Source organism: Helicobacter sp. 11S02629-2 (assembly GCF_002272875.1).
GTDB lineage: Bacteria > Campylobacterota > Campylobacteria > Campylobacterales > Helicobacteraceae > Helicobacter_I.
In genome coordinates this window covers 48,047-68,842 of record NZ_MLAN01000009.1, presented here as the reverse complement: position 1 = coordinate 68,842, position 20,796 = coordinate 48,047, and the positions used below count along the sequence as shown (strand labels likewise).

Here is a 20,796-nt window from a genome sequence, read left to right as displayed (position 1 = left end):
CATTTTGCATAGACTGAGTTATCTCTTCTATAGCAGTAGCAGATTGTTCTAAAGAAGAAGCTTGTGCATTAGAGCTAGTTGATAGATTAGTAATTTGTGTATTTAGCTTTTTAGCTTCTTCATTAAGTAAAGAAGCAAAGCTTAAAGAACTTTTTAACATCTTTCTTATTTCTTCTCCTAAGGCATTAGTTACTCTTTCTACACTACCTTTATTAGCTATATTACCTTTATCATCTAATACAGAAGTAGAGAAGTCTAATCTAAGATAGCTATCAAATACTCTTTCTATTTCATTCATATTACTTCCTATCTTAGTTTCTAATACATCTAACATATTATTAAGTACATCTTTAAGTTCTAGTAATTGAGGATTAGCAGGGTTTTTAGTTATACGTATACTTAGATTACCTTCTTCTATAGTCTTAGCTACTTCTAGGGCTTGTGATACTGCTGAAGAGTCTTTGGAGAGAGAAGATTGGATATTAGTAATATTAGAGTTTATTACATTAGCCATTATTTTAAATTCATCTTTTAGTTTCTTATCTAGTAGCTTCATATTACTTACTTCATTTTTATTTAAAGAAGTAAAGAAGTTAGTTAGAGAATCTTTTATATAAGTTATAGAACCTACTATGTATTTATAAAAGAGTATGCCTGCTATTAGAGAGCATATAACAAGGATGATAAATGTAATTATTAGATTAATCCAAAAGGAGTAGAGCATCTTTTGTTTGATGGGGGTAATGAGGCTTGAGAGTTGATTGGCTAGATTGTCAGTATAAAAGCCAGTTACTATCCACATGTTATTAGTATTAGGTATTAGCGTTACATAGGCAATTTTTGGAGTTAGGATACTGCTTCCATCATTTTTATATTTTGGCCAGAGATATTTTAAGGTTCCACCGCCATTTAATGCTATCTTATTTAACTCCGCGTATATGTAAATGCCATTTTTATCTTGCAAGTCTTTTAAGTCTTTGCCAACAAGATTTGCTTCTTTTGGGTGTATAAGCAGCCTTGTCCCTTTAGCTATGACATAGTACTCATCGCCTTCATCTCCTATCCTTACTTTATCTATGGCTTGGGACATAAGGGCTATTTGACTATCTTCATCCATACCTTTTACTAGTGCACCAAGTGAAGCCGCCATAGAATTAGTGGCAGTTTGTAATATTTTATCTGTGTTTTCATAGTAAGTTTCAGTTAGGCTGTCATTAAATAAGTCTATTTGATATTTGTTATTATAAAAGAAGAGAATAAAAACGATTATGAATACTATAAAAATAAAAGACATAAATGCTATAAGTTTTAATTTCATAAAGTTGCTCCGAATGTCGTTGTGCTTTATCAGCTAGGTTAACTAAAAATTTTCTTAATTAGTATCAAAATGTGACATTCTAACCGTTTTTTTTTTTTTTGTAAATATCAAGAGAGTGTAAAGTTTGTTTTATTAAATCTTAACATATATGGTTTTAAAGGCTATGGGATATAGCCTTAGAATCTTTTTAAGTAAATATTGCTTACTTTAAGATAGGCCTAGGTTAGCTAGCATCTTTAGGCTTTAAAACAACCTCTTTTAAGTTTTTTATCAACTAAAGTCTTAGCATAGATCGCAAGGCTTATGCCATAAAACATAAAAAGTACCATCTGACCTGCAAAAAGTATAAGCCAGTCAAAGAAAAACGCTATGGTTTCTCCTAGTAAGAAAATGCACATAAGAAGTCCCCAGAACTTATAAACGCCAGTATTTTTTCTATATATATAAACGCCTACATAAAACATAAATATAGTAAAGATATATAAAGCTAGCGCACCTATGATACCTAGTTCAAATACAGCACTAACTACTGAGTTGTGAGGGTGTATGTAAGTGTGAGGTTTTCCATCTTTTATGTCTGTGTCACTTGCTGGTATGTAGGCATAAGGGTAGCGAATATCATCTGCTTTCCAGAAGTTTTGCTCTAAGTTATAGACAAACTCTCTTGGATAGTAGCCATTAGGCCTGAAAGGATTTTCTTTTATGGCTAGAAGTATGGACTTTAGCAAGCTTAGTCTTATAAGAGAGCTTTCTTCCCAGTGTACTTTAGAATCTAGAGGATAAGAAAAAGGACTACAAAGATTAGAGTTAGCACAGTGTATGTCAAAGCGTCCCATCTCTCCGGGCTTGACACTCCAAACCGTATGGAAGTTTTGCACCATAGCCTTAGCGTCAAATCTTGGATTTAACCTACCTGAGTAGTTATAAAAGCTAATGAAAAACACAACTAAGATAACAATGCATATAGTGATGATGGTTGGCTTATACTTATATCTAACTATAAACAAAGGAAGTATTAGCATAAAGGGCAGGGCTAGGAAGAAAGACCTAGTGTTATTAGAGACTATCCCTACAAAAGCTAGGACAAAAAGCACTAAGGCTAGAATCTTCCAAGGACCTTTAAAGACATAAATCCCCGCATAGCTAAAAGCAAAGCCTAAAACTATCCATGTGCCAAATATGATAACACCAGTCTTACCTATAGCTGTCCTATAAGGCCAGCCACCATGCTCTATCCAGAGATAAATAGTGATTATTTCTATGACAACTAAAGCTAGTCCTATAAGAAAGACAAGAAAGTTAGTCTGCTTTTTAGAAAAGAGAAGTGTCATAAGGTAGGTAAAGATTAAGAAAAAGAGACTTAGCCAAAGATTAAAGTTGATATATTTTAAAGTCCAGTCAATGCGTGCTGCATTAAACAAAGATAGATAAGCAAAGATAAGTACTATAAAAAAGAGGATCAAAGGCACTTTAATAGAAGCAAGTTTTTTAAGTCTAAACTCTTTTATAAAAAGCACCAAAAAAATAAAGGCTGCTACAAAGTAGATATTCCTAGCTCTTACATAGCTATCAGCCCCTGTCATATAGACCATTAAGCCTAAGACTATGCATAAAACCCAAAGGTAGTACTCTCCTATCAGCCTATAAACCCTTAATGCCATGCCTTCTTTTTTACCTTGTGAACTCTCTATCTGCAAACCACTACCTTTTTTTGTATTGTAAAGTGCTAATTATATGTTTTATTAAAACTTTTTTAAAAACTCTTTTAAGTTTTTAGCAGCATATCTTATACGCTTTTCATTTTCTATTAAAGCTATACGCACATAGCCTTCTCCAGCAGGCCCAAAGCCAATGCCCGGACTAAAGGCGATATTTGCCTCTTGAAGCACACGTTTACAAAACTCTAAGCTTCCTAAGTGGGCAACTTTATCTGGAATCTTAGCCCATATAAACATAGAAGCCTTTGGCATCTCTAGCTCCCAGCCAGCCCTTTTAAAGCACTCTATCATAACGTGCATACGTTTTTCATATTTTGCTTTTATCTCATCTACACAAGTTTGGTCTCCATCTAGTGCGACTGTAGCTGCAACTTGTAAGGGTGTATAGATTCCATAATCTATCCAGCCTTTTATCTTTTGAACTGCTTCGATAATCTTTTTATTACCCACGACAAAGCCTATACGCCAGCCTGCCATATTATAAGTCTTGCTTAAAGTATAAGTTTCAACCGCTACATCTTTTGCACCCTTTACTTCAAAGATACTCGCAGTTTTAAACTCACCAAAGCAAAGCTCAGCATAAGCTATATCGCTAATGATGTAAAAGCGCTCTTTTTTAGCAAGTTTTACTAGTCTTTCATAAAAGCTTTTATAAGCAACCACTGTGGTTGGATTATGAGGGAAGTTAACTACCACAAACTTTGCCTTAGGGAAGTTTTCTTGCAAGGCGTGTTCTAAGTGGGCAAAAAAGGCATCTTCATTAACTTCGTAGTTTTCATTGTACTCTAAAGGGAAAGTTAAGACATTAGCCCCATTTATATTAAAAGCGTAGTGGTGTATAGGATAGCAAGGGCTTGGGACTATAGCGTTATCACCAAAGTTAGTTATAGCTTGAACTAAGTGGACAAAAACTTCTTTACTACCCATACCAACACAGACTTCCATGTCAGGATCTAAGGTGACATCAAAGCGTCTTTTATACCAAGAAGCACAAGCAAGGCGTAGTTTATAGATCCCTTTACTTACGGAGTAGCCTTGATTTTTAGGCTTTTTAGCACTTTCACAAAGCTTATCTATGATGTGCTTAGGAGTGGCGCCATCAGGGTTACCCATACTAAAGTCTATGACATCTATGCCTTTAACGCGCATGTCGTATTTAATCTCATTGATGGCACTAAAAATGTACTTTGGTAGTCTTTTTATCTTATCAAACTCTATCTCATCAAACATGCTTACTCCTTTTTAGTTTAAGTCTATCATCTCACCTTGAGAATTTCCATCTTGTGGGTTGCTTTTATCATCTTTTTCTATGCTGTTGTCTAGTTCTTGCTCATTTGGAATATTAGGCTGGTTTAGTTTGTCTTCATCTAAAGGTTTGGTGCTTATGCCATCTTCACTACTTGGAGTTATAGGCTTTGTGTTGTTTTGATTATTAATAGGATTTTGGTTAGGGTTAAAATAAGGACTAGTTGTTATACCACTTGGTAGGTTAGGAGTAGTGGCGTTAGTTGTAGGGACATTAGTTTGGCTTGGGGTTGGAAACACTGGTTCATCTACTTTAAAGCTAACTTGAAGACCATTTCTTAGCCTTACTGGCTCATAGGTATCACTAACTAGTATAAAACTTACTCCACTAGGCATCTTAAATGTATAGCTTGACTTTAGATCATCACTTGTGATGTTGTTGATTATTTGCATATTGCTATCAAAAAAGATTATCTTAGGGCGCCATAATGTATCAGAGCTTAAAGTCATAACCCCACTTGCATTAATAGCTAGCCAGTATCTCCCGCTAACTCTATTAAGGGTTACATTAGCTATGTTTTCATCCACTATAAAGGCATTAGTAATGCTAGGGTGCATCAAGGTTATATCATACTCCCAAGTTAGTGGACTTATCTTATTAATACTATTTATCTCATAACCTCTTTTTTCAAGCTCACTAGTTAGAAGTATGGGGTCAACCATACTTTCGCTATTTAACGTGTAAGTAGCCTCTAATGTAGAATCTGAACGTGATGCATCTGAGATATAAAAGTAAGAATAGCCTAGTGCATTAAGTGCATTACTCACACTAAAAGTTAGAAAAACTGGGCTAGTTCTAGTTCTAAAAACTAAGTTTATATTACTTGGGCTATCTAGTCTTAGGTTCAAAAGGCCATTTTGCTTTAAGGTCTCAAGCACTTTTTTAAAGTTAACTTCACCACTACCTAAGAAGAAAGAATCTTCATTGCGAAAGATTCTTTTTATAAAGTTAAGGTTTTGCATATAAAGTGGGTTGCCAACAAAGGACTGCACTATATTCTGTAAAGGACTTGCTTGCAAACTTATGCTTAAAAGCAGTACTAAAAAGAGGGCTTTTAGGGTGTTTTTCATTTGGATACTAACTTGTTAAACTCTTTAATACTTATCTTTTTAAAGCCATCTTTCATACTAAAAAGATATCTTGCAGGGTTTGATGGGTTAGGATTATCTAATACGACATTGCTGCCATTAACACTTAACTCAAAGTTAGTATGACCAAAGTGAAAGGCAGTATCATGACTTACATCTAAGGTAAAAGGTGCTTTTAAAAGTCTCTCGCCAACTACTTTAGAATCCAAATCAACATAGTAAATCCACAAAGGCTCACTAGAGTTAAAAGTTAGCTTGACTGCATTTGCACTATTTTCATTTGCTTGTGTGCTAGTGGTGTTTAGAGTGCTACTAGCACTTTGCGTGCTTTGATTTACATTAGTGCCTATCTGGCTTTCACTGCTTGCTTGTCCGTCTATAACTTTTTCATCTTGAGTGATATTTGCCATATTTGGACTTGGTAGTGCATTTGTTGTGTGCTCCATCTGCAAGTTGGCATTTCTTAGTTTGGCTTCTTTTTTGTTTTCAAAAGTCACAAAGAGGGCAATTATCACTATAATAATTACAATTATCACTATAAGTATGATGATACCTACTACTTTACCCACTTTTTTATCATTAGACCTTGTGTTTGAGTACTCTAGCTTCACGCCTTGAAGCTCACTTCTTTTGGTTTTACTACTGGCTAGTTGATTTTTAGAATCTGTGCTAAAGCCTTGTTTGCTAGATGTGTTGTAAGTGCTAGTTTTAGCTGGGTGCTTATTTATGCCTTCTTCTACTATCTCGCTAAGTTTAATCTTGTCTGCTTGGGTTTTAGATAAGTTAGGGTCTATAAAGTCTGCTGAAGTTATAGCTTCCCTTTCTTCTTCATCTTTTTTAGCACGCTTTTGTGCCTTTTTTTCTTCTCTTTCTTTTTCTAGTTGAGATTCTATAGCATCAAAGTTAGTGGCTTTAAAGTCTTTTTGATCTATACCTTCTTCTTTAAGCTCATCTTTTTTTATCTCATCTTTTTGTTTGCTATCAAGACTAGGGTTTATGAAGTCTGCAGGAGTTATAAGCTCTCTTTTTTCCTCATCTACTTTAGCTCTTTTTTCTTCAGCCTTTGCCTGTGTTATCTTATTAGATTCTATATCTTTTGACTTAGAGTTAGTGGCGGTATCACTTGCTGTAAAAGGGAAGCTTTTTTGCTTTTTTAGATTCTCTTTTTCTTTTAGAAAGTTTTTGGCTTCATTTAGATTTTTTTGATTTTCAACGTACTCATTTAGCACATTTGACTGTGCAGGTATGGACGTAAGGATGGAATCATCAACTTTTATGTGCTCTATCTTATGATACTCATCATACTCTTTTATCCACTCGCTTAAGTCTACATTAAACTCCCTCTCTAAGATTCTTACAAATCCTACAGCCCTTACTCTCTCCATGCCCTCAAAGTTCTTGTTTAAGACGTCTTGTATACGCGCAGGAGTAAGATTGGTAGCCTTCCTGATGTCTTTGATATCTAGCTTTTTTAGCTTCTCTAAGCCTTCTATCTCACTCATTGCCTTCCTTTTTATTTATATAAAGCATTAATTCGGTCAATTAAGATTCCGTTTGCAACACTAACGTTTAAAGAGTTAAAGTTGTTCGCCATTTTTATGGAAAGTATTTTATCTAATTTTACTTTTATTGCATTTTTTAGGCCTTCACCCTCACTACCCATAAATAATGCCCATTTTACAGGCTTTTTATCATCTTTTAAGCTTATGTTAAGGGTTTCTTCACCTCTGGCATCTGCTCCTATTAGAGTAAAGTTTAAAGCCTTTAGCTCATTTATAGAATCTAAAACATTACTAGAGTAGCCAAACTTTACATCCATCAAAGCCCCACTTGAAGCTCTAAAAACCCCTTCCATAGCACCTAGACTTAAAGGCCTATCTAGCAAAAGACCGCCAACTCCTAGGCTTAAGATGTTCCTACATATAGCCCCTATATTTCCAACATCTTCTATACCGCAAAGCACTACAAGGGAGTTAAGATCTTTTAGGTCTTTAAAGGCTAAAGGCTCTAAGTCTTTTATCCTCATAAAGTAGCCTTGGTGATTGTTGCCATGGGCTAGGCTTTGTGCTTTTTTGTTATCAACTCTAATTATAGGTACATTTAAGGCTCTTATCTTAGAAAAAAGCCCCTTATCTATCTCTTTACTTAAAAGCACTTCTTCTATGACATCTTTATGGCGTGAAAGCACATATAAAAAGCTTTGTTTTCCGTATATCAACATGGACTAGTTAGCTTTTTTAGGTTGGCTAGGTGCTTTTACAAGTGCAAAGACTAGATTCTTTAACTCAACATGTTTTTTTATGAAGTCATTAATCTCTGGTAAAGTAAGAGTTTTAACCTTTTCTAAGTCAAGCTTGCTTTGATCTAGCGGTAAGTCATTAAAGTAAGCCATATACTTTTTAGAAAGCCTTTGTTCTATAGTCTCATTTCTTAAAGGCTCACTACCTATTAAAAACTTCTTAGCGTCATCTAGCTCTTGCTCACTAACTCCCTTATCAACGAAGTTTTGAACGGTTTGCTTGACTAGATTTATAGCCTTTGTTGCGTTATCTCCTAAGTCTGTGTTCATCCCACCTATAGCTAGACTTAGCACTCTCCCCATATCAAAACTTATATAAGCACTATAAGCAAGCCCTGCTTTTACTCTGACATTTTCTAAGATTCTAGAGCCAAAGCCACCAGCTCCTAGTATAAGGCTAGCTACACGTGCTTTATAAGCCTCTTTACTTGGGTCTATGCCAACTAAAGGTGCTGCAAATGCAATGCTAGCTTGCTGTACACCGCTAAAAGTTTTTATAGCTGTGTCATCTTTTAGAGCCTTTCTTTGTGCCTCCGTTATACTAAAGTCAAAGTGAGGGATTTTTATAGCGTTACCTACTGGCAAAGCTTCTAGAATCTTTTTAAGGTGAGCTAAAGTCTTATCATCTAAGTCACCACCTGCAGTTATGACAAGGCGAGAAAGCACTACATTAGTATCAAGATAGTGTTTTATATCTTTTAGATTTAGCTTTTCTATATTTTCTTTAGTCCCTAAGGAATCTTTAGCTAAAGGAGTGCCTTTAAAAGCAACTTCATTTAAGAGTAAAGAGGCTTGATAGTCAAAGTCGCTTTTAGAACTTGCAAGATTAGCAAGCATGTAAGAGATGGTATCACTTAGGGCGTTTTTAGTAAGGTTAGGGTCTTTTAGTAAGTCTCCTAACATGTTTATAGAAAAGTCTTCATACTGTTTTAAAAACTTTAAAGAGTAGACTAAAGTAGTCCTTCCAGTGCCTATCTCAAGGTCTACTGCCTTAGCATCAAGGGCTTTATTAAAGTCTATATTACCTAAAGCTTTAGTTCCTCTACTTAGAAGAAAAGCACTAGCATTAGATATAGGTAAGTCCTTATCAAAGACAACGCCTCCTCCATTAAAATGAAGTCCTATTACACCAAAAGAGACGTTTTTGTCCATCTCACTTATAACTGGAATCTTAACGCCTTTAACCTCTAAGTACTTAATATCACCTGCCATCATCACTCCTAAAAATATAAAAAATGCCAATATCTGCTTCATAAGCCTTTACTCCCTTAGTATCTTTGCAATATCTCATATGCGGTATTTCTTTTAGCTGGATGCTCACCTATATCTCTTATAAGCTCTATCATTTGTGCTTCATTCATAGAGTTTCTAGCCCCTGCTGCGGCGACTACGTTTTCTTCCATCATGGTACTGCCTAAGTCATTAGCACCAAAAAGAAGTGCTAGCTGACCTATGTGACTTCCTTGTGTGACCCAGCTACTTTGGATGTTGGCTATGTTATCAAGATAGATTCTAGAACAGGCTAATAGTCTTAGGTATCTATGGCTGCTAGCCTTAGAGATGTGAGGTATCTCAGACTTTAAAGGGGTGTTATCGGGCTGGAAACTCCAAAGTATAAAAGCCCTAAAGCCCCCAGTTTCATCTTGCAAGTCACGAACGCGTCTCCAGTGCTCTATTATGTCTTTGTTACCTTCAACTGATCCAAACATCATAGTTGCAGTTGACTTTATATCTTGTAAGTGGGCAAGTCTATGCACTTCTATCCACTCTTCACTATCTAGTTTTTTGGGTGCTATGATATCTCTTACTTCATCACTTAGTATCTCAGCCCCAGCACCGGGGATTGAACTAAGACCTGCTTTTTTAAGACGTCTTAAAACTTCTTCAATGCTTAGGTGAGAGACCTTAGCTATGTAGTTTATCTCTATGGCACTAAAGCCGTGAATTGTAATGCTAGGGAACTTTTTGGCTATATGGCTAACTAAGTTTTCATAGTAGTCAATCTTAAGTTTTGGGTGTACTCCACCTTGAAAAAGTATCTGTGTACCACCTATATCTAAAAGCTCTTCAATCTTAGAATCTATATCTTCAAAGCTTAATATGTACTCGCCTTCTTCGCCAAGCCTTCTTTTAAAAGCGCAAAATTTGCAATCAACCCAACATATATTTGTATAGTTTATATTCCTATCTACTATAAAAGTTGTGACCTTGTCTTTATGAAGCTCACTTTTTACTTCACTTGCTAGCTTGCCTAAGTCTTTTAGACTGGCATTTTCCATCAAGTCTAAGATCTCTTCATCACTATATCTTTTCATTAAAAACTTCCTTGAGTTACTTTGTTTTATTTTAGATTATACTTTTTAGATTTTAAGAGGATAGCAAATAATGCAGCTTTTTATCACTTATAAAACAAACTTCCTAATTTATATTTTGTTGCCTTAAAGCCAGCAAGCCTAGCGTTATCTAAAACTGCCCTTGCCTTAGCATAAGTTGTAACTAAACACTTAGGCTTAGTTATATAAAAAAGCCTTTTAAAGTAGTCTTTACTCCAAAGCTCAGGATTATACTCACTACTAAAAGCATCTTGATAGACTATGTCAAAAAAGCCACCTTCAAACTTTTTTATATACTCTAGTGCGTTCCCTTGGAAAAAGTGTAAAGTGTTAGTTTTATAGCTTAAAGTAGATTCTAAGCTAAGCGTTTTTAAAGCTTCATTTGGACTAATAGAATCTAAAAGGCTTGGATAAGGAAAGTCATATATCTCACTTAAAGCCCCAAGCTCAGGTGAAAAAATCTCTGCATTTTGTAGTTTTAGCAAGCTTAAAAAAGCATTAAAACCAAGTCCAAAGCAGATATCTAGCACACGCACGTTTGTTAAGTTTTGAGATTTTATAAACTCTAAGGCTGGACTTATATGCTTAGTCATAGTCTCAGTTAAAGCCCCTAAGCTTTTAGCGTGATAGCTTTGCTTATAGTTTTCATTATAAAGGCTATAGCTGCCATCACTTCCTAAGACTAGATTTTTAGATTCCATTTTTAGTCTCTTTCATACTTATAGTAAGCACTACAAGCCCCTTCACTACTTACCATACAACTGCCCATAGGATTGCTAGGAGTGCAAGCCTTGCCAAAGACTTTGCAGTCTTTTGGACTAGCTTTACCTTTTAGTATCTCGCCACACAAACAGGCTTTAGACTCTTTAGCTTTTATATGACTTAGATCCCAGACCTTTTCAGCGTCAAATCTTGCATACTCATCTTTAAGCTTCAAAGCAGAATCTGCTATCTCACCAAGCCCTCTCCACTCAAAGCTAGCTCTAAGTTCAAAGTACTTATCCATCATCTTTTGGGCTTTCAAGTTACCTTCTTTATCTGTAAGGCGGGAGTACTCTATCTCTACTTCGTATCTATCTTCAAGCTTTTGTTTTACTAGCATAAGTGTTGAATGAAGCATATCTACTGGCTCAAAGCCACTAACTACTATTGGAATCTTAAAATCCCTAGCTAGCTCTTCATAGATCTTAGCACCCGTTATAACACTTACGTGAGAGGGTGCTAAGAGGGCGTTAACTTTGCAAAGTGGGTCGCTTAAGATAAGCTTTAGCGGAGGTGGGACTAAGACGTGGTTTATATGAAAGTAAAGGTTAGTTATATCTTGCTTTATTGCTTGTTCTAAAAGTGCTGCACTCATAGGCGTTGTAGTCTCAAAACCTATGGCAAAGTAGACTATCTTTTTATCTTTGTTTTCTTTGGCGATTTTTAGACAATCTAGAGGCGAGTAGACAAATCTTACATCAGCCCCTTGTGCTCTTGCATCACTAAGTGAGCCTTTAAGACCAGGCACTTTTATCATATCTCCTAGTGTGCAAAGGATGACGTCTTTATTAAGACTTAATGCATAAGCGTGAGATATACGTGACTTAGGCATAATGCATACTGGGCAGCCTGGGCCATGGATAAAGTGTAGATTTTTAGATTCTATTAAAGACTTTAAGGCGTACTTCATAAGAGTGTGGGTGTGACCTCCACAAACTTCCATAATATAAAGTGGCGCTTTTAGTTTTAAAGCCTCACGCTTTATCTCAAGACTTAAGGCTTTTAAAATCTTATCATCCCTATAAACCCCTATATAATCAAGCTTCTTTGCAGGCTTTTCCATAGTAAACCTTTCTAATAAATATCAAAAGTAAAAGTAGGCTAATAAGACTAAAGATAGCACTTAAGACCCCATTACTAAACACGCTTATATAAGCACTGCTTAAGCCTCCTACAAAGCTAGCTAGTGCTATGCCTACGTTAAAAGAGCCTTCATTTAGCGAGATAGTACTACTTATAGAATCTGGTGTAAATCTATGGGCTAAAAAAGAAGAAAGCATCTTTAGTGGGGCTATGCTTGCAAAGCCAAAAAAGCCTAAAAGCACAATACTTAATATACTTAAATCATGCTTTAAAACAAAGATATAGCTTAAGGATGAATAGCTTAGTACTTGTAAGATTAAAACTATCATCAAAGCTTTATATGAACCAAACCTATCAGTTATCTTTCCACCTACTAGATTCCCACAAATCGCACTTACCCCATAAAGCAAAAAGATATTAACTATAACTTCGCTGCTAAAGTGTAAAGATTCTAAATACACTCTAAGATAGATATAGCTTACAAACTGAGAGCCACAAGTAAAAGCCGTTATCAAAAAGCCTATGCTTAAAGCCTTAAATCTAAAAGCGTTAAATAGGGTTTTAAAACCATGCTTTATAGAATCTATTTTCGGCATAAAAACTAAGATTAAACCACTAACTATGAAGCTAACTACAGCTAGAAACAAAAAAGGAAAAAGTAGATGAAACCTTGCTAGATAGATACCAAGAGGCACGCCACTTACTAAGGCTAAAGTAAGGCCTAAAACCATAAGGCTTAAAGAAAAGCTAGTCTTAGCCTTAGGGGCGACTTTTAAAGCTACAACTGTGGCTATAACGAAAAATAGCCCGTGCATCAGCCCGCCAACAAAGCGTGCTACTAAAGAAAGCCAAAAGTTATCAAAGATAAAAATAGCCAAGTTAGAAAACCCAAAGACAAGTATGGTACTAGCAAGCTGTGTTTTGTAGTTAAAGCGTGAGATTAGCAAGCTAAGTATGGGTGCACCTATAACTACGCCTACTGCATAGACTGTAGACATATAGCCTATTAACTCATCACTTAAAGAGTACCTAGCCCCAAGCTTAGTTAAGATTCCAGCGACTATAAACTCAGCCACACCCATGCAAAAGCTAGATAACGCTAAAAGTAAGATTACTTTTAAGTAGCCTTTAGTTGTTGACATTAGTTTTTTTAATTAGATAAAAGGGGTTTTGACTTTGCTTTTAAAGACCTTAAAGCTTTACTTACTACTTTAAGTACAGAATCTATCCCGCCAGCAAGACTAAAAAGCCAGTATTTATGAGCATAAAGTAGCTCTAAAGTTTTAGCTTTTTGCTCTATCTCTGAAGTTATGGGCTTAACTAAGATTTTAGCGATGTCTAGTTCTTGATGGAAGATATAAGACTGCAAAGCATCTCCAAAGTAGTCTCTAAAACGCACTTCATTATAAGTCTCTTTTATCTTATCTATATCTTTACTTATAGATTCCATCTTATCAAATACAAGTAAGGTAAGCTTATCTTGGCTATTAAGCTTTTCTATCTTTTCTAAAAACTTAACTAGCTTTAAGAAAGTTTTTTCTACGTCTTTTTTAACCCTTCGTCCATAGCTAAGTAAGTCTTCAACTTGAAGCATGGCCTCTTTTAGTCTAGTCTTAGTGTAGTCTCTATCTGGATAGTGTAAAACTATAGGGTCTTTTTTAACTCTTGGGATTAGCTTGATGGCTTCTTTGAAAGGGATTTCTTTAGTGCCTTTTATCCTAGCACCCCCTTCAGTAGAGTTAATCACTTCTAGGTTGTAAGGAGTTTGGGCTATATCTTTTTCATAGAAGTTTAAAAAAAGCTTCCAGACTTCAGTAGTCTCTACTAGTCCACCACCTCCATACTTTTCTATCATAAGCCTATCTTTTTTAGGCTTTGGCTTTATCTCACTTTCTCCATAAACTGCACCTTTTGAGTGAGAAGTCCCATCCTCTCCAAAAGCTAGGTCTTGTCCTATGATGATACAGCGTTTAAAGCGTGAGTGGACTACTAGCTCATAAGCCATATTAGCCGCACTCATACCTATGCCAAGGTAACCATACTCATGAAAGGAAAAGATGCTTGTATAGCCAAAGGGTCTAAAGCTAAACTGCTTAGTGCCATTAGTTATAGCTTTTATAGTATCTCTATGCACTATAGAAGTTAGCTCAAAAACTACTCCTTCTTGGGCTTTTTTAGGAGTGTCTTTATAAAACTTCGCACTTTCTTTTACACGCTCTAAAGTAAAGACGATATCAGGCTTTATGCCAGCTTTATAAAGCACAGGAAAGCTTGCATCTATGCAAAAAAGCGTAGCAAAAGGTGCTATGTCTTTTAAGGTATCTAGCTGTTTATATAAACTTGGGCCAGTTGAGACTATGATGGCTGTGTCTCTATCTTTAAGGATGTTATGAAGTTCCATAAGATTGGGATTTGAAAGCACATCTAACATATTAAGTATATGGTGTTTCAGGCCAATTATGGCATCTTGTGTGTCATTACCAACGCTTATGACGTTATGCTCTATGGCTTTTATAAATTTGTGATTTATATCTATTAATTCATCTTTATAAGTGTCATAGAATCTAAAAGGGCAAAGCAAATCATAGACTTTAGAGTAGATTTTAGAATCTTTATCTATCTCAAAAAGAGAAGCTATCATATGATAGTTACAGTACTTTGAAAGTAAAAGTATCACTCTATCAGTATATATTTCACTACTTAAATCTATTAGATTAAGCACTATGTAGATTATCTCAAGCTCTGGCTCTATGATAACTAGACGCTTTAAGATAGTACTCCCTAAAAGCATCCTATAAAGCACGCCATTGCCCAGTCCATAAAAGTAAAGATAAGGATAGTAGCTATAAGATTTTAAGTCTTCATAGAGGGCTAGGTTTTCGCTTAAAGAGTTAGTTTGAAAAAGTGGAGTCTTAGAATCTATATCGATGATATTAAAATCGGCATTATCACTGCCTAAAAAAACTTCAAACTTAGTATTAGTCTTTACTCCTAAAAGGTCACTATAAAGCCTTGGGTCTTTAACTCTTAAGGCTTCTAGATTTTTTTCATATATGCTTAGTGCTTTAGTTGTATCTTGTGCCATTTTCTTTCTTTAATAGATGGGAGTTGTGAAAAGATTCTATCTTATTGTTTAGCATACTCTATAGCTCTAGTCTCTCTTATAACGCTTACTTTTATCTCTCCGGGATACTGCAAGCTTTTTTCTATCTCGCTGGCTATATCTTTTGATAAAGTAGTAGTTTGTAAGTCATCAACTAAGTCTGCTTTTACTATAACTCTAAGCTCACGCCCAGCATGTATTGCATAAGCTTGCTTTACTCCAAACTTATTCATAGCTATCTTTTCTAAATCTTGCATACGGCTTAAAAAGCCTTCTAGTACTTCCATCCTAGCACCCGGCCTTGCTGCACTTAATACATCAGCTGTGCAAACTGCACTACACTCTATAGACTTAGATTCCTCATTACCATGGTGGGCAAGCACTGCATTTATCACAACTGGGTGTTCTTTGTAGTGAAGGCATATCTCAGCACCTAAATCGACATGATTACCCCCTCTTTCTTGAGTTAGACTTTTACCTATATCATGAAGTAGTCCAGCTCTTCTTGCTAGCTTTTCATCTCCATTAAGCTCGCCTGCTATAGTGCCAGCAAGATAGGCTACTTCTATACTGTGTGCTAGTGCGTTTTGTCCAAAAGAAGCCCTATATTTTAGCTTTCCTATAAGCCTTTTTAGCTCAGGGTCCATATAGCCTAAGCCTAGATCAAGCACTACTTCTTCACCTTCTTGAAGTATCTCTTCATCCATCCTAGCTTTTACTCTTTCATAAACTTCTTCTATCCTTGCAGGGTGGATTCTACCATCCATGACTAGCTCTTCTAAAGTGCGTGTAGCCATGGCACGTCTATAGGTGTTAAAGCTTGAAAGGAGTATTGTATTAGGCGTGTCATCTATTATAAAATCAACGCCAGTTATAAGCTCTAAGCTTCTAATGTTTCGCCCATCTTTACCAATGATGCGTCCTTTTAACTCATCATTAGGTATATTTACTACATTGACTAAACGTTCATTTACATATTCACTTGCAAAGCGAGTGGTGGCTTGGGCTATGATGTAGTTAGCTTTAGCGCGAGATTCTTCCCTTGCAGCAACCTCAGCCCTTCTTATCATAAGTGCTTTTTCTCTCTCTAAGTCATCTTCTAATCTAGCAAGCAGCATCTTTTTAGCTTCATTTATATCCATGCTAGTGTAGTTTTGTAAGACTTCTTTGGCTTGCTTGTTAGCCTCTTCATAGTCTTTCATGACTTTTTCTTGCTCATAGTTAATTCTAACTAGCCTAAGATACTCTTTTTCAGCATTTTCATTATGAAACTTGGCTTCTTGGAGGTGATGGTCTATCCTATGCTCTAACTCTTTTTCTAATCTATCGATCTCATAAAGCTTATTTTTATACTCAGTTTCTAAGATACTTCTTTCTTTTTGCATGCTTTTTTCAAAGTCGTGTCTTTCTTCTTTTAGTTTTAGATGTCTATCTCTCATTATTTGTTTGATTTCAGATTCTAAGGCTTTGATTTGGGCTTTGCTTTGTTCAAGTTGTAAAACTACGTTTGAGTTAAAAAAGCGTTTAGTCATATATCCTATAAAAAGTATTGCTATTATTGTTATTATTACTGATGCTAAAATCTCCACTTAGATGCTCCATATATAATCTTTTGAGTAAATATCATGTTTTAATCCTACATTTAACCTAGTTATATTCCTTATCCTACTGACAAATATCAAAGAAGGTTTAAGTTTTTGTAAACTATAAAAAATATCATACATACCTTTTCCAAATCCTAGTCTTTTATAAGACCTATCAACTCCTAATACTGGGACTACTAAAACATCCATTTTGATAGTTAGGTTTAAGGGTCTAGCACTTGACTCTTTTATGCCAAAAGTTCCAGTTTTTAACGGCAGGTGTAATTTTACTACCTTAAAAGTTCTACTTTGTGAGTGGGGTGAGTTATCTATACTTGGGACATAGACTTCATAGAATCTATTAAATCTTAAAAGTTTTATAAGAGGGGATAGATTAACTTCATGAGGAAGGTTAAGATATAAAAGTACTTTTAGTTTATGATCTTTTGAAGTAAGTCTTTTAGATTCCAAAAGTTTTAGGATTTTAAGTGCGGCTAGATTGTCTCTAATATTAAAGCCACTTTTTTTAAAAAGAGCTTTCTTAAACTCTTTTCTAATCACTTCTTTCATATACCAAAACCCTTAACTATATCTTAAAGCCATATCTTGATGCCTGCCTTATAAAAACCTTAAACTTTAACTTTTTAAGCTTATAATTAAGCCTTTAATATCCCACTTCAAGGTCTTTTTTATAACATGAAAACAAACAAACTAAGATACTCTTTTCTACTAGCTTTTTTATGTGCTTTTATCTTTGTGGCTTGTAGCACACATAAAGATAAAGAAAACTCTTTTAGTTTTGCACCACTTAGCACTAGTGCTAATAGTGAAGCTAGTATACTTAATATAGCCATACAAAAGACTAAGTTTGATATAAGCACTTCTAGCCCTTCTGCTTCAGACACTAAAACGCAAAGCAAAGATTCCAAGCAAAAAGTAACTCTTATCTACTATATGCCAAGTGAGTGTTTAAGCTGTGCTAGTAGCTTAGTGCATCTAGATACGCTTTCTAAAAACGTCCCACTTTTGGATATAAAAGTAGTTGCTTCTTCTAAGCTTAAAGCAGCACTGCAAGATGACTACACTGGCAAGCTTCCTATATATATAGATACATCAAGTGAGGATTTAGAAGCTAAGACAAAAGAATCTAGTTCAAAAAAACCTTTAGAAAAAAAAGACTTTATAAATGTCTTAGGTACAAATCTCGGTATAGAGATAAAGCCAGATGAGCCATTTTTTGTCTTGCTAGATAAGGAGCATCAAGCGGTAAAAAGCTATGAAGGTATAATCTTAGAAGAAAACTTAGAGTTAGATTCAAGAGCACTAGTAGCAAGATAATAAACGCAATACATAAGGCAAGTAATAATGTTTAACTTTCTTAAAAAGACTAAAGAAAACCTAGCAAGTATTTTTAATACTAAAAAAACGCTTATCCCAAAAGATACCCTAGAAGAGATACTTATAGAATCTGATATACACTATGACATAGTAGAAAAGATGCTTAATAACTTAAGTGAAAATGTAAGTCGTGATATGCTAGATGTCGCTTTTAGGCGCTTTTTTAGAAAAGAAAGCTACTATGATAAGGTAAGCTTTGAAGAGCACGCTAATGTAAAACCGCTAGTTTATTTGATACTTGGGGTTAATGGCGCTGGTAAAACTACAACTATAGCTAAGCTTGCTAATATGAAGAAAAAAGAAGGCAAAAAAGTGCTTTTAGGTGCTGGAGATACCTTCCGTGCTGGGGCTATAGAGCAGTTAGAGCTTTGGGGTAAAAAACTTGGCATTGATGTCATCTCTACTCAAAAGACTAGTGATCCAAGTGCACTTTGCTTTGATGCTATTAATGCGGGTATTGCTAGGAAGTGCGATGTAATCTATATAGATACAGCAGGCAGACTTCATAATCAAACAAATCTTAAAAACGAACTAGTAAAGATAAGCAAAACTTGTGCTAAAGCCTTAAAACACGATTCATTTCATAAGCTTTTAATCTTAGATGGGACGCAAGGAAGTAGCGCTATAGCCCAAGCTAAAATCTTCCATGAGATGTTAGAGCTTGATGGAGTAGTGCTAACTAAGATGGATGGCACAAGTAAAGGCGGCTGCGTTTTTAGCATCATCCAAGAGTTAAGCTTGCCTATACTTTACATAGGTGTAGGTGAAAAAGAAGACGACCTTGTAAGGTTTGATGAAGAAAGTTATATCAATAGTCTTTTAGATTCTATATATCAAAGTTAGATTCTAGACTTGATTAATCCATCATAGAATATATGTCTTGATGCTAGAAGAAGGCATAAGCTTTAAAGTGATAGCCTTTAAGTTGTAATTAGGCTAAGCAAAAAGATAGATTCTAGTAAACATTAAGTCTAATCTTAAGCTTTATTATATGCATCTAAGGTCTAGGCTTTGGGATAGGGGGCTTAAAAACTAGGTCTGATTATAGATACTTAGTTAAAATATAATCTTTATCAGTTTTGATGGTTTGGTTTTTTGCATTAGGCGTTTAGGCAGTGAATATATGTAAGAGGTAGTTGATGCTAAGAAAAGTCATTATATGTGGAGTAGCTAGTTTATCTGTTATGTTTGCTAATGGCTTTAAGATTCAAGAACAAAGTCTAAATGGCACCGCCCTTTCAAGTGCTTATGTAGCAGGGGCTAGGGGGGCTGATGCAAGTTATTACAACCCGGCTAATATGGGCTTTGATAACGACTATGGGGAAAATAAAAATGAATTTGAGATGGCTTTTAGTATCATCAATATCCCGGGCTTTAGCTTCCAAGTGCCAACTACTAATAGAGGCTTAACTTCTATAACCCATCTTACTTATAAGGGTATAGCCCAAACAGGCGGGGCACTTTTAAATGGGATAAATAGTGCATTTAACTCTAATATCAACGTCCAAAATCTTATTCCTTCAACTATAGCCTTACAACACACTATGCCAGATAACTCCTATGTGCAAGGCTTTACTGGGGATACTAACTTTTTCATGCCTAAGTTTTTTTATAAGTCTAAAACTTATAATGGCTTTACTTTTGGTGCTAGTTTTATAGCCCCTAGTGGTCTAGCACTTCAGTGGCAGGGAAAAGGTGGGGAGTTTTTACAAGATATATTTATCTTTTTAGTTGAGCTTAGCACTCCTATAAGCTATACATATAACGACAGGATATCTTTTTCTATAGCCCCTAGAATCCTTTATGGCATGGGTAAGTTTAACAACACTGTTTATGTGCCTTTAGGCACGGCAGAAAAACCGGGCAATACCCCTTCATTTGACCCTAGCATACTTCAAAGCCTGCCTAATGGCCTTATACCTTCTAGCATGGTAGATAGTCTTGAGATGGTTAGAAGAAGCCCAGTGCTTTTGGGGATTTTGGGTCTTCCTCAAGGAGCTAGCCAGTTAGATGTTATAAAAAGCATGGTTTCTAATATACAAACTTCTATAGCAGGAACAGCGCGCGTTGATCAAAGAAGCGATGGAAGCGACCTTGGCTTTGGTTATAGGGCAGCTTTATCAGTAAGGGTTGCTGATAATGGCATGTTTTCAGTAGTTTATAGCTCGCCAGTTAGCTTTGACTTTAAAGGTAATCTTGATGCTAATACAATCATAGGTGGACCAGTAGGAAGCGTCAGGATGCAAACTACACTAGATCTTTTTATAACTATGCCTGAAATCATCACTTTAGCCTATGCCCACCAAATAGGCCCAGTGAGACTAGAAGCGGTTTATGAGAGGACTTTTTGGAGTAGGGGGAGGAAGTTTGATATAAAGTTTGATGCAGACCATGCTAAGTTTAGTGCAAGTGAGGGCAGTGTGGCACAAAGCTTTTCACAAGACCAACTAAAAGGCATGATTAATCTTGCTGACTTTAGTGCAGTTGCTATGGGGGTTGGCTGGAGGGATACTAACCACTTTAGGCTAGGGGCTACTTATATAGGCAGGAAACTCCGCCTTATGGCAAGTGTGGCTTATGAGCAGTCTCCAGTGCAGCAAGATATGATAGGTATACCAGATAGCGATGGTTTTATGGTTGGATTTGGTGCGAAGTATAACTTTAGGGGCTTTGATATAGGTGTGGCTTTAAGCCAGACTTTTAAACAAAATAGGGATTCTATATATAGTAACCCGACAATTGGTCAGCTTAGGATAGCGACTGCTTCACTAGGATATAGGTGGTAGTTGGATTTTGTAGTTTTAT

Annotated in this window: 17 protein-coding genes; 3 read left to right on the top strand and 14 right to left on the bottom strand. The window is 35.7% G+C overall.

Translation table 11 applies throughout. The features are described from left to right. The 14 genes from BKH40_RS06505 to BKH40_RS06440 all read right to left on the bottom strand — a co-directional run. On the bottom strand, positions 1 to 1,318 hold a 1,318-nt coding region (locus BKH40_RS06505), incomplete at its 3' end, for a cache domain-containing protein (protein ID WP_095277980.1). 236 nt (positions 1,319 to 1,554) lie between these two features. Next, positions 1,555 to 3,015, bottom strand: coding sequence for an O-antigen ligase family protein (locus BKH40_RS06500; protein ID WP_095277978.1), 1,461 nt, complete (start codon positions 3,013 to 3,015; stop codon positions 1,555 to 1,557). A 45-nt stretch (positions 3,016 to 3,060) separates the two neighbouring features. After that, the gene (locus BKH40_RS06495; protein WP_095277976.1) at positions 3,061 to 4,266 is read right to left on the bottom strand and encodes an LL-diaminopimelate aminotransferase; all 1,206 of its coding nucleotides are present in this window, start codon (positions 4,264 to 4,266) and stop codon (positions 3,061 to 3,063) included. 12 nt (positions 4,267 to 4,278) lie between these two features. Beyond that, on the bottom strand, positions 4,279 to 5,412 hold the full coding sequence (locus BKH40_RS06490; RefSeq protein WP_095277975.1) for a hypothetical protein: 1,134 nt from the start codon (positions 5,410 to 5,412) through the stop codon (positions 4,279 to 4,281). Then, positions 5,409 to 6,932, bottom strand: coding sequence for a hypothetical protein (locus BKH40_RS06485; protein ID WP_095277973.1), 1,524 nt, complete (start codon positions 6,930 to 6,932; stop codon positions 5,409 to 5,411). The genes BKH40_RS06490 and BKH40_RS06485 overlap by 4 nt, the downstream gene beginning before the upstream one ends. A gap of 11 nt (positions 6,933 to 6,943) precedes the next feature. Beyond that, the gene (gene rlmB / locus BKH40_RS06480) at positions 6,944 to 7,651 is read right to left on the bottom strand and encodes a 23S rRNA (guanosine(2251)-2'-O)-methyltransferase RlmB (protein ID WP_095277971.1); all 708 of its coding nucleotides are present in this window, start codon (positions 7,649 to 7,651) and stop codon (positions 6,944 to 6,946) included. Positions 7,652 to 7,654: 3 nt separating this feature from the next. Continuing rightward, a complete protein-coding gene (locus tag BKH40_RS06475; protein ID WP_095277969.1) occupies positions 7,655 to 8,983 on the bottom strand; it encodes a pitrilysin family protein in 1,329 nt (442 codons plus the stop codon). A gap of 14 nt (positions 8,984 to 8,997) precedes the next feature. Continuing rightward, positions 8,998 to 10,044, bottom strand: coding sequence for a dehypoxanthine futalosine cyclase (locus BKH40_RS06470; protein ID WP_095277967.1), 1,047 nt, complete (start codon positions 10,042 to 10,044; stop codon positions 8,998 to 9,000). An 83-nt stretch (positions 10,045 to 10,127) separates the two neighbouring features. After that, the gene (locus BKH40_RS06465) at positions 10,128 to 10,763 is read right to left on the bottom strand and encodes an MnmC family methyltransferase (protein ID WP_095277965.1); all 636 of its coding nucleotides are present in this window, start codon (positions 10,761 to 10,763) and stop codon (positions 10,128 to 10,130) included. A 2-nt stretch (positions 10,764 to 10,765) separates the two neighbouring features. Next, the gene (gene hypD / locus BKH40_RS06460) at positions 10,766 to 11,887 is read right to left on the bottom strand and encodes a hydrogenase formation protein HypD (RefSeq protein ID WP_095277963.1); all 1,122 of its coding nucleotides are present in this window, start codon (positions 11,885 to 11,887) and stop codon (positions 10,766 to 10,768) included. Continuing rightward, the gene (locus BKH40_RS06455; RefSeq protein WP_095277961.1) at positions 11,862 to 13,049 is read right to left on the bottom strand and encodes an MFS transporter; all 1,188 of its coding nucleotides are present in this window, start codon (positions 13,047 to 13,049) and stop codon (positions 11,862 to 11,864) included. The genes hypD and BKH40_RS06455 overlap by 26 nt, the downstream gene beginning before the upstream one ends. Before the next feature lie 8 nt (positions 13,050 to 13,057). Then, positions 13,058 to 14,992 (bottom strand): 6-hydroxymethylpterin diphosphokinase MptE-like protein, encoded by a 1,935-nt coding sequence (locus BKH40_RS06450; protein WP_095277959.1) that lies wholly within the window; start codon positions 14,990 to 14,992, stop codon positions 13,058 to 13,060. Positions 14,993 to 15,033: 41 nt separating this feature from the next. Further along, a complete protein-coding gene (gene rny, locus BKH40_RS06445; protein WP_219350157.1) occupies positions 15,034 to 16,593 on the bottom strand; it encodes a ribonuclease Y in 1,560 nt (519 codons plus the stop codon). A gap of 6 nt (positions 16,594 to 16,599) precedes the next feature. Then, on the bottom strand, positions 16,600 to 17,163 hold the full coding sequence (locus BKH40_RS06440) for a 5-formyltetrahydrofolate cyclo-ligase (protein ID WP_095277957.1): 564 nt from the start codon (positions 17,161 to 17,163) through the stop codon (positions 16,600 to 16,602). Positions 17,164 to 17,289: 126 nt separating this feature from the next. Here BKH40_RS06440 and BKH40_RS06435 point away from each other — a divergent pair, with 126 nt between their 5' ends. The 3 genes from BKH40_RS06435 (at position 17,290) to BKH40_RS06425 (ending at position 20,777) form a co-directional block, all read left to right on the top strand. Further along, positions 17,290 to 17,931, top strand: a complete 642-nt coding sequence (locus BKH40_RS06435; protein WP_095277955.1) for a hypothetical protein — start codon at positions 17,290 to 17,292, stop codon at positions 17,929 to 17,931. Between the two features lie 27 nt (positions 17,932 to 17,958). Beyond that, the gene (ftsY, locus tag BKH40_RS06430; protein WP_095277953.1) at positions 17,959 to 18,834 is read left to right on the top strand and encodes a signal recognition particle-docking protein FtsY; all 876 of its coding nucleotides are present in this window, start codon (positions 17,959 to 17,961) and stop codon (positions 18,832 to 18,834) included. Between the two features lie 296 nt (positions 18,835 to 19,130). Continuing rightward, positions 19,131 to 20,777: an outer membrane protein transport protein gene (locus BKH40_RS06425; RefSeq protein ID WP_095277952.1), complete on the top strand. Its 1,647-nt coding sequence runs from the start codon at positions 19,131 to 19,133 to the stop codon at positions 20,775 to 20,777. Positions 20,778 to 20,796: the final 19 nt, after the last annotated feature.